The following is a 14,631-nucleotide window of genomic DNA, read 5'->3' as shown; positions in this document are numbered from 1 at the left end:
CTCGCCCGGGTGTCGCCTTGGTGCGTCGCCTTCGCCACTCCCGCAGATGAGAGGGCTGTCGGCGCATTGGCATCGTAAATGCCAGGAGGGCGACCGTGAATCTTCTTGTCCGATCATCCAGTGGAGACCCCTGCGGCCGGTGTGCGGAACCAGTGGTCCGCCCGATTGCCCGACTGCTTCACTCGGTGTGCGGGGCGCGCCGAGCCTTCTCCTCCGGCGCGCCCCGTGACCGGCGCCGCACCTGCGAGCCGATGGGCGCAAACACCATGGCAGCTGCGGATGAATACCGGCATTCAGGACCGCAACTGCGAATGCCGGAGCTCCCCCTCGGGTAGTCCTCATCCCGGGCCGCAGCGGCGCGGCCCGGGAGCGGAGCGGGAGGAGCGCCATGACCCCGGCGAGACCCGGTGCGACCTCGGCGTCGCCCACCGTCCGGCTGCTCGGCCACCTCGACGAGCCGGCCGAGCTGACCGTCGAGCAACTGCGCGCCCTCCCGGCGCACCGGGTCGAGGTCAGCTTCGACTGCCGGACCGAGGGCGAGCAGCACCACGGCTACGAGGGCCCGGCCCTGCTGGACGTGCTGCTCGCCGCCCGGCCCCGGATCGACTTCTCCGGCCGCAAGCAGCGACTGCGCTTCCTGCTCGACGTGCTCGGCGCCGACGGCCACCGGGCGGTGGTCTCCTGGGCCGAGATCGACCCGGACTTCGGCGGCCGCCGGATCCTGCTCGCCACCAGCATGGACGGCGCCCCGCTGGACGCCGCCGGCCCGCAGCTGGTCGTCCCCGACGACCACTGCGGCGCCCGCTACGTCAGCGCCGTCACCGCCGTCTGGCTGGGCCCGCTCGGCGACCGGCCCGAACCGGCCCCGACCCCTTAGGGCCGGGCGGGGCGGGCCGGGGCCTGGGCAGGGCGGCGGGCCGGGGCCCGGAGAAAAACCGCTCGCCCGGGGCGGTTTTCCGTGCCAACATGCCCCATATGGGGACGATTCTGCACGGCACCCTGGTCACCCTCCGCCCGGCCACCGCCGACGACATCCCGGCGCTGGTGGCGATCCGCAGCACGCCCGAGGTGTTCGCCCGCTGGCGGGGCGGTGACGACCTGCTCGACGAGGTCGCCCGGGATCTGGATTCCCCCGACACCGAGACCTTCGCGATCGAGCTGGGCGGCCGGGTGGTCGGCGCCGTGCAGTGGTACGCCGAGAACGACGACGAGTACCGGCACGCCGGGATGGACGTCTACCTGGAACCCTCGGTGCACGGTCTGGGCCTGGGCACCGACGCCGTGCGCACCATGGCCCGGCACCTGGTGCACGACCACCACTACCACCGGCTGGTGATCGACCCGGCCGCGGACAACACCGCCGCGATCCGCTGCTACACCAAGGTCGGCTTCCGCCCGGTCGGCACCATGCGCCAGTACGAGCGCGGTCCGGACGGCAGTTGGCACGACAACCTGCTGATGGACCTGCTTGCGGACGAACTGTCGGACGGCTGACGGAGCCCCGCCCGTCCGTCGGTGCCGGGTGCAAGGGTGTACAGACATCTTGTCAGCCGATGGCCCTGAGCTGTACAGACACCTCGTCGCCACAGGAGCGATCGGAACTGATCGCCTGGCGTTCTTCCCGTCGTACCGGGCGGTAGCTAGCGTTCCCCCGCCAATCCCCGGCGGCCGGTCACCCCGGCCGGTCCGGGCCCCACCGGATTGACGGACCCAGGAGAACGCCCATGCTCTCGCGTCGTACGGCCACCGCCCTCACCACGGCGGCCGCCGCCGCACTGCTGCTCGGCGGCGTCGCCGCCCCGAGCGCCTCCGCCGGCACCACGGCGAGCCCCACCACGCTGTCCGTGTTCGCGTTCAACGTCGACCTCGGCACCGCCGTCGTCGACGCCACCCAGAACGAGCGGGCGTCCACCCGTACCCCGGTGATCGAGCAGATCGTCCGTCAGCACAACGCCGACGTGGTCGTGCTGGACGAGCAGTTCAACAACAGCTCGACCGCCGACATCAACAGCAAGCTCGCGGACCTCTACCCGTACCGCACCCCGGTGGTCGGCGGGGTCTGCTCCGGCGGCGGCTGGACGGGCGTCAGCGGCAACTGCTCCAACTCGTGGTTCGTCATCAACGGCGGCACGATGATCCTCTCCAAGTACCCGATCAGCGCCCAGTACGCCCACGTCTTCAGCAACTCCACCTACGGCACCTGGGACTACCACGCCAACAAGGGCGCGGCGCTGGTCAAGGTGACCAAGAACGGCAGCACCGCCTGGGTCGTCGGCACCCACCTCCAGGCCGACGAGTCGGACACCTCCACCGACACCACCCAGTCCACCCGGCTCGGCCAGCTCGCCGAGATCCGCGCCTGGGTCGACGGGATCGTCGGCAGCAGCGCCCCGGTGCTGATCGGCGGCGACCTCAACGTCGAGTACTTCCACGGCCAGGGCCGCGGCGACTACACCAACGCCCAGAACGCGGTGAACGGCGTCCTGGGCACCCCGGCCACCGACCCGAACCAGGCCCGCACCACCATGGACTGCCCGGTCTCCTCCTGGTGCCAGTACATGGCCGGCGTGGAGACCTTCCCGGTCGACTACCGGGACGACCTCGACTACATCGGGTACCTCAACGCCCCGGGCCGTCCGGTGCCGACCTCGATGTCCAACGTGAAGATCGACTTCGACCCGCAGGCGGGGTGGGCGCCGGGCCAGCTGGACACCAACGCGCCCAGCGACCACTACCCGGTCGAGGCCGGCTTCCAGCTGAACTGACGCGCCGCCCCGGCGTGCCGAACCGCGGATCAGGCCCGTCGGAGCGCGGGCTCGGCGGGGCAGCCGCAGGAGCGCCGCACCACCAGCCGGGCCGGGAAGGTCCGGGCCCCGGCGGAGCGGCGCTCCGGTCCGCCGAGCACGAGCTCCACGGCGGCCCGGGCCATCTCGTCCTGCGCGGTGGTGACGGTGGTCAGCGCCGGTCCGGCGATCACCGCCTCGGCGATGTCGTCGAAACCGGCCACCGCGAGGTCCTCCGGCACCCGGATGCCCAGGTCGTCGGCGGCCCGCAGCAGGCCTATCGCCTGGTCGTCCGTCGCGCAGAACACGGCGGACGGCCGGTCCGGCCGGCCCAGCAGGACGAGCGCCTCGGCGTGCGCCCGGACCCGGTCGAACGGCGCCGGGGCGAGCCGGCCGTCGGTGGACAGCCCGGCCTCGGCCAGTGCCTCGGCCCAGCCGGCCGTCCGCCCGCTGACCGGGTCGAGCGGGCTGAGCGCCAGGGTGCCGCCGAAGCAGTGCACCTCGGCGTGGCCGTGCCCGAGCAGGTGGCGGACCACCTCGCGGGCGCCGCCCTCGTCGTCCGCCACCACGGCCACCCCGTCGGCGCTCTCCGAACGGTGGTGCAGCAGCACGACCGGGGTGCCGTCGGCCGAGTCGAAGCCGGTCAGCCCGGGGGCGGCCGGGTCCTGGGTGACCAGGATCAGGCCGTCCACCTGCATCCCGAGGAAGGCCCGGATGTAGTGCGCCTCGCGCTCGTCGGCGTAGTCGGAGTTGCCGATCAGCAGCAGTCGGCCGTGTTCGGCGGCGGCCTGCTCCACGGCGTGCGCCAGCCCGGCGAAGAAGGGCTGGCGGGCGTCCGGCACGACCATCCCGAGCAGGTCGGTCCGCCGCCGGGCCATCGCCTGGGCGACCCGGTTGGGCCGGTAGCCGAGCTCCTCCACCGCCGCGAGCACCCGGGCCCGGGTGGCCGCCGCCACCGGCCGCGGCCCGTTGTTGATCACATAGCTCACGACCGCCGTGGACGTCCCCGCCACCCGCGCCACATCGTCCCGTGTCACCCTCGCCATGACCAGTGAGCCTACACAGCACCTCCGACCAGCGTGTTTTCCGCGTTCGGGGGAGGCCTCGGGGGAGGCCCCGGAGGCGCACCCGACCGGCCCGACCCGGTTGCGGCGGGGGTGGTAGCGTGCCGACGCTGGCGGGACGGGCGGCAGCGGGTGCCGCCGCCGCCGACCGTGGAAGCAGGTCGATGAGCACGCCGCCGCGCCGCCGGACCACCCGGCCCCTGCGCCCGACCACCCGTTCGCGGGTCCGCATCCACGCCCGGGTGCGCGCCGCCAGCGCCACCCGGCCGAAGGTCCGGCCCTGGCGGGCGTACGCGGTGGTGGTGGCGATCGTGCTGTCCGTGACCGCCGGCCTGCTGCTCTACGCCAACGAGCGCTCCAACCGCAGTCGCTCCCAGGTGGTGGGCAACACCTCCGGAGCGGACTTCCTGGAGGTCGACGTGGTGCTCCAGCGGGTGGACGCGGCCGCGCAGTCGGTCGCCGCCAAGGTCCTGGTGCAGCCGCACGGCGCCCTGGCGACGCCCGGCCTCCAGCTGATCCCGGCCCAGGACGTGGTGCTGGAGACCACCTCGCTCGAACAGACCCTGCTCAAGTACCCGGCCGGCCAGCCGATCGCCTCCACCCTGGTGTCGTTCAACCTGGCCGAGGGGCGGGTCACCGACTACCCCTTCGACAGCTACCGTGCGCCGATCGGCTTCCGGGCCACCGTCGGGGGGAAGCCCGCCCCGGTGATGATCGGGATCCAGGAGGCCGACCCGTTCTTCGCGTTCACCCAGGGCGAGAAGGAGACCGAGGGCCTCGGCATCGCGGTCACCGAGCAGATCGACCGCTCGCGCAGCACCTACATCCTGGCCTGGTTCATGATGGCGGCGATGTGGGCGCTGGCGATGTCCGTCCTGGTGGCGGCCTGGCTGATCGTCCGGCAGCGGCGTGGGATCGTCTGGCCCGCGCTGAGCTGGATGGCGGCCACCCTGTTCGCCCTGGTCGGGATGCGCAACGCGGCGCCCGGCAGCCCGCCGATCGGCTCGCTGCTGGACTACGCGGCGTTCTTCTGGGCGGAGCTGCTGGTCGCGGTGGGCCTGACCATGGTCGTGGTGCGCGGCGCCCGGGTCGAGGGCGCCCACCGGCCCAGCACCTGAGGCCGGCCGGTCAGTACACGTAGTCCGCGCAGACGTCCGCCGCGAGCCGCAGGGACTGCTCCGCGCGCGGCCCGCGCAGCGCCAGCAGGGTCTGGGTGAGCGCGTCCACCGCGGCCAGGTGGGCGAGCCGGCTGGCGGTGGTCTCCAGGCCGAAGACCAGGTCCTGCCCGCCCGCGACCAGGACGCAGGTCGATGTCTCGGTGAGCGGCGAGCGGGCGTAGCTGGTGAGCGTCAGCACCTCGGCCCCGGCCGCCCGGGCCGCCCGGGCGGTGTCCACCACGCTGCGGGTGGCGCCGGAGTGGCTGACGGCCAGGCAGACGGCGCCCGGCGGCAGTCCGGCGGCCACCAGCTGGGCGGTCATCGAGTCGGCCGGGGCGTCCACCGGCAGGCCGAGCGCGCGCAGCCGGTAGGCGAGGTCGAGCACCACCGCGCCGGACAGCCCGGTGCCGACCAGGAGCACCCGGGGGGCGTCGTTCAGCAGGTCGGCGGCCGCCCGCAGGTCGTCCGGGCCGAGCGTGGCGGTGATCCCGTCCAGGGCCTCCCGGGCGGCGCGCAGGGTGTCGGTGAGCGCCCGGGCCGCCGGGTCGTCGGCGTCGGTGGCCGGGGCGGGGGCGGCGGGGGCGTGCCGGGCGGCGGCGATCTTCAGCTCCTGGAAGCCGCGGAATCCGAGCCGCTGGCAGGCCCGGACCACCGAGGAGGGGGCCGTCCCGGCCAGTGCCGCGACGTCGCTGACGCTCAGGTGCACCAGATCCCCGCCCCGGTCCAGCACCACCTGGGCGACCCTCGCCTCGGTGCCGCGCAGCTCGCCGAGCCGGGCCCGGATCTGCGCGGCCAGCCGGGATTCCAGGGGCGTGAAAAATTCGGAACGCTCTTCCATGGACCTAGGGTAGCGTGGAATCCGATTCCAAGCCTGCCGGAATTCCCGGCAGGCCGACGGGGAGGGGAGCTTCGCCATGTCGGAGAACGGGGCGGCGGTGCCGCTGGTCGTGCTCGCGGCCGCCGTGCTGCACGCGGTGTGGAACGGGCTGGCGCACCGGATCCCGGACAAGATGGTCGGCTTCGCGCTGATCAACCTGACCTACACCGCCTGCGCCCTGGTGCTGGTCGCGGTCAATCCGCTGCCGGCCGCCGCGGCCTGGCCCTACCTGCTGGCCTCCACGGCGGTCCAGACGGTCTCGACGGTGCTGCTGCTGAAGGCCTACCAGCTGGGCGACTTCGGGCAGATGTACCCGATCGCCCGCGGCTCGGCGCCGCTGCTGGTCGCCCTGCTGTCGGTGGTGCTGCTCGGCCAGCACCTGGGGGTGGGCGAGCTGGCGGGCGTGGTGGTGATCTCCTGCGGCCTGATCGGGCTGGCCTTCGCCCAGGGCATACCCGGGCGGGCGCAGCTGCCCGCTCTCGGGGCCGCCGCCGGCACCGGTGTGATGATCGCCGGGTACACCGTGCTGGACGGCAGCGGTGTCCGGCACGCCGGTACCGTCGGCGGCTACGTGGCCTGGCTGTTCCTGCTCCAGGGGCCCGCGTTGGTGGCGGTGGTCTGGGCCCGGCGCGGCCGCACCCTGCTCACCGGGGTGCGCCCGGTGCTGCCGGTCGGGATCCTCGGCGGGGTGCTCTCGCTGACGGCGTACGGCCTGGTGGTCTGGGCACAGTCCCGGGGCAATCTGGCGACGATCGCCGCGCTGCGCGAGACCAGCATCGTGATCGCCGCGCTGATCGCCACGGTGGTGTTCCGGGAGCGCCTCGGCCGGCTGCGGCTGACCGCCGCGTTCACCGTCCTCGGCGGGATCGCCGTCCTGGAGCTCGCCCGGCCGTGAGCCCCGGCCGGGCGCCCCGGGCGCTGTACGCCCGACCCTCAGGCCGCGTCCGGCACGATCACGGTCAGCGAGGTCTCCAGCAGCACGAAGCCCAGCGCCTCGTAGACCCGGCGGGCCGGATTGCCCTCGGACACCGCCAGCTGCACGTCGGCCACCCCGTGCCCGGCCGCGTCCGCGATCGCCCGGCGCAGCAGATCGGCGCCGAGGCCGCGGTAGCCGCGCTGCGGGTGGCGGAAGACCTCGGCGACCCAGGGCAGGCCGTTGCGGTCGGTCAGCACGGCGCCGCCGACCACCCGGTCCTCGGCGTCCACGGCGAGCAGGCTGGACGGCAGCACCGGGCCGATGGCCCGACCGGCCAGCAGCGGGCCGATCCGCTCGGCCAGGGCCTGGGTGTCGTCGCCGTGGAAGTGGTCCACGTGGGCCGGGTCGAAGGCGGCCCGCCAGGACTCCAGCAGCTCCTCCGGCGCGCGGTCGCAGGGCACCGCCCGCAGGCCCTCGCGCAGCGGCGCCCCGGCCCAGTCGGCGGGCGGCGGGTCGGCGCGCAGGTCACGCCGGAAGGTGTGGGCGTGCCGCAGCTTCCGCGCGCCGTCCTCCAGCAACCGGAGTCCGAGCTCCGGGGGGCCGGACACCACCCAGCCGGGCAGTTCGGCGCGGACGAACTCCGCCGCGCCCGCCGCGTCCAGCGAGTCGTCCACGAGCTCCAGCAGGTCGGCCCAGGGGCGTCCCTCCCGCTCGCCCTGCTGGAAGCGCAGCACCGCCGCGCCGCTTCCGTCGTACCTGACCACCCAGTCGGTTTCGGGCATGGCCCACCCCACTTCACGAGTTCGTTCGTCGGCGGCCCATGCTCACCAGAACCGGAGCGTTCCGGCAACAGGTTTTCGATCAGCGGGTCCGACGACCGGCGGCCCGGCGGCTGCGGTGCCGGCCGGCCCGCCGGCCTCGCCGCCCGCCGGCGCTCAACTCACCACCGCCGCGCGGACGCAGAGCACGTCCGGCAGGTGGGAGACCAGCAGCGACCAGTTCTCGCCCTCGTCGCGGCTGGCGTACACGTCGCCGGTCCGGTTGCCGAAGTAGATCCCGGCCGGTTCGGCGTCGTCGGTGCGCAGGGCGTCCCGCAGCACGATGCCGTAGTGGTCCTCGCCCGGCAGGCCGTTGGCCAGCTGCTGCCAGCTGGTGCCGGCGTCGGTGGTGCGGAAGACCCGGCAGCGGTGGCCGGGCGGGATCCGGTCGTCGGAGCCGCCGAGCGGGAAGAGGTACGCGGTGTCGCCCCGGCGCGGGTGGGCGGCGATGGCGAAGCCGAACTCGGCGGGCAGCCCGTCCACGACGGAGCGCCAGCTGCCGCCCCAGTCGTCGCTGCGGTAGACGCCGCCGTGGTTCTGCAGGTAGAGCCGGTCGGGGTGGACCGGGTCCGGGGCGATCTTGTGGACGCACTGGCCGAACTCGGGGTACTGCCGCTCCTCGGGGAAGAACTCGGCGCGCAGGCCGGTGTTGGCGGGCGCCCAGGACTCGCCGCCGTCCTTGCTGCGGTAGACCCCGCCGCTGGAGACGGCGACCAGCAGCCGCTGCGGGTCGCGCGGGTCGGTGAGGATGGTGTGCAGGCCCTGGCCGCCGTAGCCGGCGCCCCATTCGGGCCGCTGGGGGTGGTTCCAGAGCGACTCGACCAGGGCGAAGGTCTCGCCGCCGTCGGTGGAGCGGAACAGCGCGGCGGGTTCGGTGCCCGCGTAGACCACCCCGGGGGCCTCCGGTCCGGCGGGCTGGAGCTGCCAGACCCGGGTGAGCGAGGCCCCGGTGGACTCCGGGAAGCGGATGGCCGGCCGGGCCGGCTCGGACCAGCTGGCGCCGCAGTCGTCGGAGCGCCACACCGAGGGGCCCCAGTGGCTGCTGTCGGCGCCGACCAGCAGTCTGGTCCGGTCGCCGCGGCGGTCGATGGAGACGGAGTAGATCGCGTTCATCGGGAAGTGCGGCCCGCTGAACTCCCAGTCCAGCCGGTCGCGGCTGTGGCCGAGAAAGAGTCCCTTCTCGGTTCCGACGGCCAACAGCACCTCGGTCATGCCTCACACCACCTACGGATCGGGCCCCCCGGACGGCCCCCTCGGGGCGCACCGGAGGCGCCCCACCGCCAGTGTCCCGCCGTCCACCGGTGGTCACATCTCGCCGCGCCGCTCACTCGGACAGCGGCGGTCGGCCCGGGGACGGCCGGGGGTCGGCCGGGGGTCGGCCGGGGGTCGGCCGGGGTCGGCCGGGGCCAGCCGTTGGGCGCCGCGGTCAGCCCCGGCAGCCCTCCAGCAGCCGCAGCCACACCTCGCTGATCGTCGGGTAGGCGGGGACGGCGTGCCAGAGCCGGTCGATCGGCACCTCGCCGACCACGGCGACGGTCGCCGAGTGCAGCAGTTCGGCGACGGCCGGGCCGACCAGGCAGGCACCGACGATCACCTCCCGGTCCAGGTCGAAGACGACCCGGGCCCGGCCGCGGTAGCCGTCGGCGTACAGCGAGGCCCCGGCGACGGCGCCGATCTCGTGGTCGACGTGCTTGACCCGCAGCCCGAGCCGCTCGGCCCCGGCCAGGGTCAGCCCGACGGCCGCGACCTCGGGCTCGGTGAACACCACCTGGGGCGCGCCGGCCAGGTCGGCGGACGCCGAGTGCGCGCCCCAGCGGGAGGTGTCCAGCGCACGCCCCTGGGCGCGGGCGGCGATCACCGCGCCGGTGATCCGGGCCTGGTACTTCCCCTGGTGGGTGAGCAGCGCCCGGTGGTTGACGTCCCCGGCCGCGTAGAGCCACTCGCCGTCCACGCCCCGCACCGTGCAGCTGTCGTCCACCTCCAGCCAGCCGCCCGGCCGCAGCCCGACCTGCTCCAGGCCGATGTCGGCGGTGCGCGGGGCCCGGCCGGTCGCGTACAGCACCTCGTCGACGGTCAGCCGTCCGCCGTCGCCGAGCGTGAGGGCCACCGGACCGGCGCCCCCGGTCCGTTCCAGCGCGGTCACCTCGGTGCCGAAGCGCAGGTCGACGCCCGCCTCCCGCAGCGAGTCCGCCACCAGCTCGCCCGCGAAGGGCTCCAGCCGCGGCAGCAGCGCGTCGCCGCGCACCAGCAGCACCACCTCGGAGCCGAGCGCCCGCCAGGCGGTGGCCATCTCCACCCCGACCACCCCGCCGCCGACCACCGCGAGCCTCCCGGGGACGGTCGGCGAGCCGGTCGCCTCCCGGTTGGTCCACGGGTGCGCCTCCGCCAGCCCGGGCACGTCGGCGGGCAGCACCGGCCGGCTGCCGGTGCACACGGCGACGGCGTGCCGGGCGGTGAGCAGCCGTTCGCTGCCGTCCTCCGCCTCCACCGTGACGGTCCGCACCCCCGCCAGCCGGCCGTGGCCGCGGACCAGTTCGATGCCGGTGTCCCGCAGCCACTGCACCTGGCCGTCGTCCTTCCAGTGCGAGGCGAAGGAGTCCCGCCGGGCCAGCACGGCCGCCGCGTCCAGTCGGCCCTCGCCCACCGCCTCCCGGGCACCGGCCACCGTGCGGGCGTCGGTCAGCGCGGCGGCCGGGCGCAGCAGCGCCTTGCTGGGCATGCAGGCCCAGTACGAGCACTCGCCGCCGACCAGTTCGGCCTCCACGATCACCGTGCGCAGCCCGGCGGCGACGGTCCGGTCGGCGACGTTCTCGCCGGTCGGGCCGGCGCCCAGGACGATGACGTCGTACTCCTCGGCGGTGCTGCTGGTCATGGGCCGTCCTCCGTGCTGTCGCGCGCTCGGCCCGTGCCGCCGACGCCTCGACGGCCGTCGGCGCGGGCCCCGTCCTGCGCCATCCTGCGGTGCGGACGGGTCCGCGCGCGGGCGAACACGCGGACCGGGTCAGATTGCCGCGAGCTCCGCCAGCACCGCCGCCGTGTCGGCCGGGCGGGAGAACATCGGCCAGTGCCCGGTGGGCAGTTCGCGCAGTTCCCAGTTCGGTCGGCCCATCCCGGCGAACCACGGGTGCCCGGAGGCGATCAGCGCTCGGACCTGATCGAGCGGGAAGGAGCAGGAGACCAGTGCCTGCGGCAGCGCGGCCCCGGCACCGGTCAGCCGCAGCGCGTCCCGGTAGGCGCCGACCGGCTGCGGGGTGACCCGGGCGCGGATCCGCTCCAGTGCGGCCCGGTCCAGGCCCTCGATGCTGGAGCCGTGGGCGGCCAGGTACTCCCAGGAGGGCATCGGGAGGCGGCCGTCGACCGCCGTGGCGTCGGCCTCGGCCCGGAAGTCGGGCTGCCAGACGTCGTACACCGAACTGCCGTCGGCCAGCGGGCCGCTGTCCAGGTGGACCACCCGGCGGATCCGCTCCGGCATCCGGTCGGCGGCCCCGCCCACCGGGGCGCAGGCGCCGCTGTGCGCGACCAGCACGACGTCCCACAGATCCGCGCGGACCAGCAGCCCGGTCAGTTCCGCGATGTGCTCCTCCAGCCCGAAGTCGCCCTGCTCGCCCGCCCGTTCGGCGAGCCCGGGCAGGCTCACCGGGTGGACCTCGTGCCCGGCCGCGCGCAGCGGCGCGGCCACCTCGTCCCAGGCCCAGGCGCCGAGCCAGAACCCCGGGACCAGTACGAACGTGCTCATGGTGCACCGCTCCTTCCGCGAGGGGGATCCCCGTCACCGCCGACTCTAGGATCGGATCCGGACGGAACCCGCCCGGATTCACCGGCGCGTCGGCCCGGAAGGAGCGCCCCCATGGAACGTCCGGAACACCCGGTCAGCCGCGTGCTCGCGCTGCTGGAACTGCTCCAGGACCGCCCCGGCCTGACCGGCGCCGAGCTGGCCGCGCGGCTGGACGTGGACGAGCGGACCATCCGCCGCTACACCGCCCGCCTGGTCGAACTCGGCATCCCGGTCCGGGCCGACCGCGGCCGCTACGGCGGCTACCGCCTGCTGCCCGGCTACCGGCTGCCGCCGCTGATGCTCAGCCCCGACGAGGCCGCCTCGGTGGTGCTCGGCCTGCTGGCCGGGCGCAGTTCCGGCCTGTCGGTGGGGGAGCGGGCCGCCGAGACCGCGCTCGCCAAGATCCAGCGGGTGCTCCCGCCGCCGCTGCGCGAGCGGGTCACGGCCGTCGAGCAGACCCTCGGCCTGTCCGCCGCGCCCACGGCCGGCCCCAGCCCGGCGGCCGCCGCGCTGTTCGCCCTGGCCGAGGCGGCCCGTCGGTGCCGCCGGGTGCGGCTCGCCTACCGGGACCGCGAGGACCGGCCGAGCGAGCGCGAGTTCGACCCGTACGGCCTGGTCTTCCACTCCGGCCGCTGGTACACCACGGGGCTGGACCACCGCAGCGGCGAGCTGCGGACCTTCCGGCTGGACCGGATCGAGCGGGTGGTGGCGGGGGAGACCGGTTTCGAGCCGCCCGAGGACTTCGACCCGGTGCAGCGGGTGGTGGAGTCGCTGGCGGCGACGCCCTGGCGGCACCGGGTGGAGGTGGAACTGGCGACCACCCTGGCCGAGGCCCGCCGCCGGCTGCCGCCCGTGGTCGGCACGCTCACCGAACTCGCCGACGGCCGGGTGCTGTTGCGGGCCCGGGCGCAGCACCTGGACGGTTTCGCGGTGCTGCTGGCGGGCCTGGGCTGGCCGTTCACCGTCCGGGAGCCCGCCGAACTGCGGGCGGAGGTCCGGGCCCTCGCGGCCCGGCTCACCGACTGGGCCGCGGAACCGGCCGACCCCGCCGAACCGGCCTGACCCACGGAACCGGCACGGCGAGGGCCCGGAGAGGGCCAGGCGAGGGCACGGAGAGGGCCCGGGGAGTCGGCACTCCCCGGGCCCCGGTGCGGCACCGCTCAGGCCTGGCCCTCGGCCGCCTGCTCCTCCGCCACCTTGCGCTTGACCTCGGCCATGTCCAGCTGGCGGGCCTGCCCGATCAGGTCCTCGAACACCGGCTCCGGCAGCGCGCCGGCCTGCGAGAAGACGAGCACGCCCTCGCGGATGATCGCCAGCGTCGGGATCGACTGGATGCCGAACGCCGCGGCCAGCTCCTGCTGGGCCTCGGTGTCGACCTTGGCGAAGACCAGGTCCGGGTGGCGCGCCGCGGCCTTCTCGTAGACCGGTGCGAACTGGCGGCACGGCCCGCACCACCCGGCCCAGAAGTCGATGAAGACGAAGTCCTGGCCCTCGGGGCCGGGGACGATGTCGTCGAAGTTCTCCTTGGTCAGCTCGACCGTGTTGCTCATCTCGCGGATCCTTCCCTTCCGAAGGCGGTGGGTACGGGGTCATGCGCCCCGGACAACCGTGATGCCCGCCGGGGTATTCCGGCTCGTCCCCGGGTTGAGCACACGGCCGCCACCGTCCGTACAGAAGGATGTCCCGTCCGCTCGCCGAAGCGGGAGGCGCCATGCGCAGCACACCCGCACACCCCGCACGTGCCGGGCCGCCGCGCCGCACCGCCTCGCCGACCGGGACGATCCCGCGGAGTCCTACTGCAACGGTAGCCGCGCCGCGCCCCGGCCGCCCGAGCAGCCGGACGGCGCGGGCGCGACCGGTGCCCGGCGGCCGCCGGCCCCGACCGCCGCCCTCGCCGGGGAGGCCAGGGTGCGCAACGATGAGATCGTGACCGAGGAGCACCCCGTCGGCGGCAAGGCCGCACACGGCACGGGGGCCGCGGACGAGGATCTGATGCGGGCCCTGTACCGCGAGCATGCCGGTCCGCTGTTCGGCTTCGTGCTCCACCTGGTCGCGGGGGACCGCCAGCGCGCCGAGGACGTCGTCCAGGAGACCCTGGTCCGGGCCTGGCGCAACATCCACCGGCTCGACTCGCACGGCGGCTCGCTGCGGCCGTGGCTGGTGACCGTCGCCCGCCGGATCGTGATCGACGACCACCGCAGCGCCCTGGCCCGCCCGCAGGAGGTGGACGCGGCGGTCCTGGAGCAGCTGCCCGGCGAGGACGACATCGAACGCTCGCTCCGGACGATGACCGTCGCCGACGCGCTCGCCGACCTCTCGCCCGCCCACCGTGAAGTCCTCGTCGAAACCTTCCTCAAGGGCCGCACCGCGAAGGAGGCGGCCGCCGAACTCGGCATCCCGGCCGGGACCGTCCGGTCGCGGGTGTTCTACGCACTGCGCTCGCTCAGGATCGCACTGGAGGAACGGGGAGTGACATCGTGACCGACCGGCCCGCCACCGCCCCCGGGTCCGGCGTGCCCTGCGGCCCGCAGCACACGGACGCCGGTGCGTACGTCCTCGGCATGCTGGAGCCGGCCGAGCACGCCGCCTTCGAACAGCACCTGGCGGACTGCCCGGAGTGCGTCGAGCAGGTGGACCGACTCGGTTTCGTCGAGGTGCTGCTGGCCGACTACGTGGCGGCCGTCGCGGCCGCCGGACTGGACCCGGCCGAGCCGGTGCCGGAACCGGACCGGCGGCTGCTGGGCCGGCTGATCGCCGAGGTCACGGCCGGCCGCCGGCGGCTCCGGGTACGGCGGTTGGCGCTGGCCCTGGCCGCGACCGCGATGGTCGCGGCGGGCCCGGTGGTCACGGCCGCGGTGATCGCCGCCGACTCCACCCCGGCCGTGGTCGCCGTCTCCCAGCAGTTCACCGCCACCGACCCGACCACCGGCGCCAAGGCCGTGGTCGGCGTCGACGCCCGGAGCTGGGGCAGCCAGATCAGCCTCAACCTCTCCGACGTCCAGGGCCCGCTGACCTGCCGCCTGGTCGCCGTCTCGCACGGCGGCCAGCGCCAGACCGTCACCACCTGGAGCGTCCCGGCCGCCGGTTACGGCGAGCCGCCCGACCAGCACGCGCTGCACACCACCGGCGGCGCGGCCCTCCAGCCCGGCGACATCGACCACTTCGAGGTGCGGGTCCAGGGCACCGGCGCCCTGCTGGTCTCCGTCCCCGTGCACGGGGCCTGACTCACACGGGGCCCGAC

General features: G+C 74.9%; 14 protein-coding genes and 1 pseudogene. 8 read left to right on the top strand and 7 right to left on the bottom strand.

Translation table 11 applies throughout. The features are described from left to right. Nucleotides 1-388: 388 nt before the first annotated feature. The 3 genes from ABTZ03_RS20950 to ABTZ03_RS20940 all read left to right on the top strand — a co-directional run bounded on the left by ABTZ03_RS20950 (nt 389) and on the right by ABTZ03_RS20940 (nt 2,765). Nucleotides 389-877 (top strand): molybdopterin-dependent oxidoreductase, encoded by a 489-nt coding sequence (locus ABTZ03_RS20950; RefSeq protein ID WP_350514532.1) that lies wholly within the window; start codon nt 389-391, stop codon nt 875-877. A gap of 98 nt (nt 878-975) precedes the next feature. Continuing rightward, nucleotides 976-1,494 carry a GNAT family N-acetyltransferase gene (locus ABTZ03_RS20945; protein WP_350514531.1) on the top strand — a complete coding sequence of 173 codons (519 nt, stop codon included), beginning with the start codon at nt 976-978 and terminating at the stop codon, nt 1,492-1,494. A 230-nt stretch (nt 1,495-1,724) separates the two neighbouring features. Continuing rightward, entirely contained in the window at nt 1,725-2,765 is a 1,041-nt protein-coding gene (locus ABTZ03_RS20940; RefSeq protein WP_350514530.1) for an endonuclease/exonuclease/phosphatase family protein, read from the top strand. Nucleotides 2,766-2,794: 29 nt separating this feature from the next. Here the strand turns inward: ABTZ03_RS20940 and ABTZ03_RS20935 are convergent, their stop codons facing one another. Beyond that, nucleotides 2,795-3,829 (bottom strand): LacI family DNA-binding transcriptional regulator, encoded by a 1,035-nt coding sequence (locus ABTZ03_RS20935; protein WP_350514529.1) that lies wholly within the window; start codon nt 3,827-3,829, stop codon nt 2,795-2,797. 182 nt (nt 3,830-4,011) lie between these two features. Between ABTZ03_RS20935 and ABTZ03_RS20930 the strand changes: the two genes are divergently transcribed. Next, entirely contained in the window at nt 4,012-4,965 is a 954-nt protein-coding gene (locus ABTZ03_RS20930; protein WP_350514528.1) for a DUF4436 family protein, read from the top strand. A gap of 10 nt (nt 4,966-4,975) precedes the next feature. Here ABTZ03_RS20930 and ABTZ03_RS20925 read toward each other — a convergent pair whose 3' ends face one another. Beyond that, on the bottom strand, nt 4,976-5,842 hold the full coding sequence (locus ABTZ03_RS20925; protein WP_350514527.1) for a MurR/RpiR family transcriptional regulator: 867 nt from the start codon (nt 5,840-5,842) through the stop codon (nt 4,976-4,978). Nucleotides 5,843-5,918: 76 nt separating this feature from the next. Between ABTZ03_RS20925 and ABTZ03_RS20920 the strand changes: the two genes are divergently transcribed. Continuing rightward, a complete protein-coding gene (locus ABTZ03_RS20920; protein WP_350514526.1) occupies nt 5,919-6,776 on the top strand; it encodes an EamA family transporter in 858 nt (285 codons plus the stop codon). A 38-nt stretch (nt 6,777-6,814) separates the two neighbouring features. Here the strand turns inward: ABTZ03_RS20920 and ABTZ03_RS20915 are convergent, their stop codons facing one another. The 4 genes from ABTZ03_RS20915 to ABTZ03_RS20900 all read right to left on the bottom strand — a co-directional run bounded on the left by ABTZ03_RS20915 (nt 6,815) and on the right by ABTZ03_RS20900 (nt 11,351). Beyond that, nucleotides 6,815-7,579: a GNAT family N-acetyltransferase gene (locus ABTZ03_RS20915; RefSeq protein WP_350514525.1), complete on the bottom strand. Its 765-nt coding sequence runs from the start codon at nt 7,577-7,579 to the stop codon at nt 6,815-6,817. A gap of 153 nt (nt 7,580-7,732) precedes the next feature. Then, nucleotides 7,733-8,827, bottom strand: coding sequence for a WD40/YVTN/BNR-like repeat-containing protein (locus tag ABTZ03_RS20910; protein ID WP_350514524.1), 1,095 nt, complete (start codon nt 8,825-8,827; stop codon nt 7,733-7,735). A 214-nt stretch (nt 8,828-9,041) separates the two neighbouring features. After that, entirely contained in the window at nt 9,042-10,487 is a 1,446-nt protein-coding gene (locus ABTZ03_RS20905) for a dihydrolipoyl dehydrogenase family protein (protein WP_350514523.1), read from the bottom strand. A 129-nt stretch (nt 10,488-10,616) separates the two neighbouring features. Further along, nucleotides 10,617-11,351 carry an alpha/beta fold hydrolase gene (locus tag ABTZ03_RS20900; protein WP_350514522.1) on the bottom strand — a complete coding sequence of 245 codons (735 nt, stop codon included), beginning with the start codon at nt 11,349-11,351 and terminating at the stop codon, nt 10,617-10,619. 111 nt (nt 11,352-11,462) lie between these two features. Here ABTZ03_RS20900 and ABTZ03_RS20895 point away from each other — a divergent pair, with 111 nt between their 5' ends. Then, the gene (locus ABTZ03_RS20895) at nt 11,463-12,452 is read left to right on the top strand and encodes a helix-turn-helix transcriptional regulator (protein WP_350514521.1); all 990 of its coding nucleotides are present in this window, start codon (nt 11,463-11,465) and stop codon (nt 12,450-12,452) included. Nucleotides 12,453-12,550: 98 nt separating this feature from the next. Here the strand turns inward: ABTZ03_RS20895 and ABTZ03_RS20890 are convergent. Then, a pseudogene (locus ABTZ03_RS20890) lies at nt 12,551-12,952 on the bottom strand (thioredoxin family protein); the annotation flags it as partial. 346 nt (nt 12,953-13,298) lie between these two features. On the opposite strand from ABTZ03_RS20890, the gene ABTZ03_RS20885 reads away from it, so the two are divergent. Both ABTZ03_RS20885 and ABTZ03_RS20880 read left to right on the top strand, forming a co-directional pair. Further along, nucleotides 13,299-13,871, top strand: a complete 573-nt coding sequence (locus ABTZ03_RS20885) for a sigma-70 family RNA polymerase sigma factor (protein WP_400927204.1) — start codon at nt 13,299-13,301, stop codon at nt 13,869-13,871. Continuing rightward, nucleotides 13,868-14,614: an anti-sigma factor family protein gene (locus ABTZ03_RS20880; RefSeq protein WP_350514520.1), complete on the top strand. Its 747-nt coding sequence runs from the start codon at nt 13,868-13,870 to the stop codon at nt 14,612-14,614. Before ABTZ03_RS20885 ends, ABTZ03_RS20880 begins: the two co-directional genes overlap by 4 nt. Nucleotides 14,615-14,631 lie beyond the last annotated feature (17 nt).

It is taken from the genome of Kitasatospora sp. NPDC096077 (assembly GCF_040303245.1).
Taxonomy (GTDB): Bacteria; Actinomycetota; Actinomycetes; order Streptomycetales; family Streptomycetaceae; genus Kitasatospora.
Note: the sequence above shows the minus strand (reverse complement) of the source record. Positions and strands in the feature narration are given on the sequence as shown.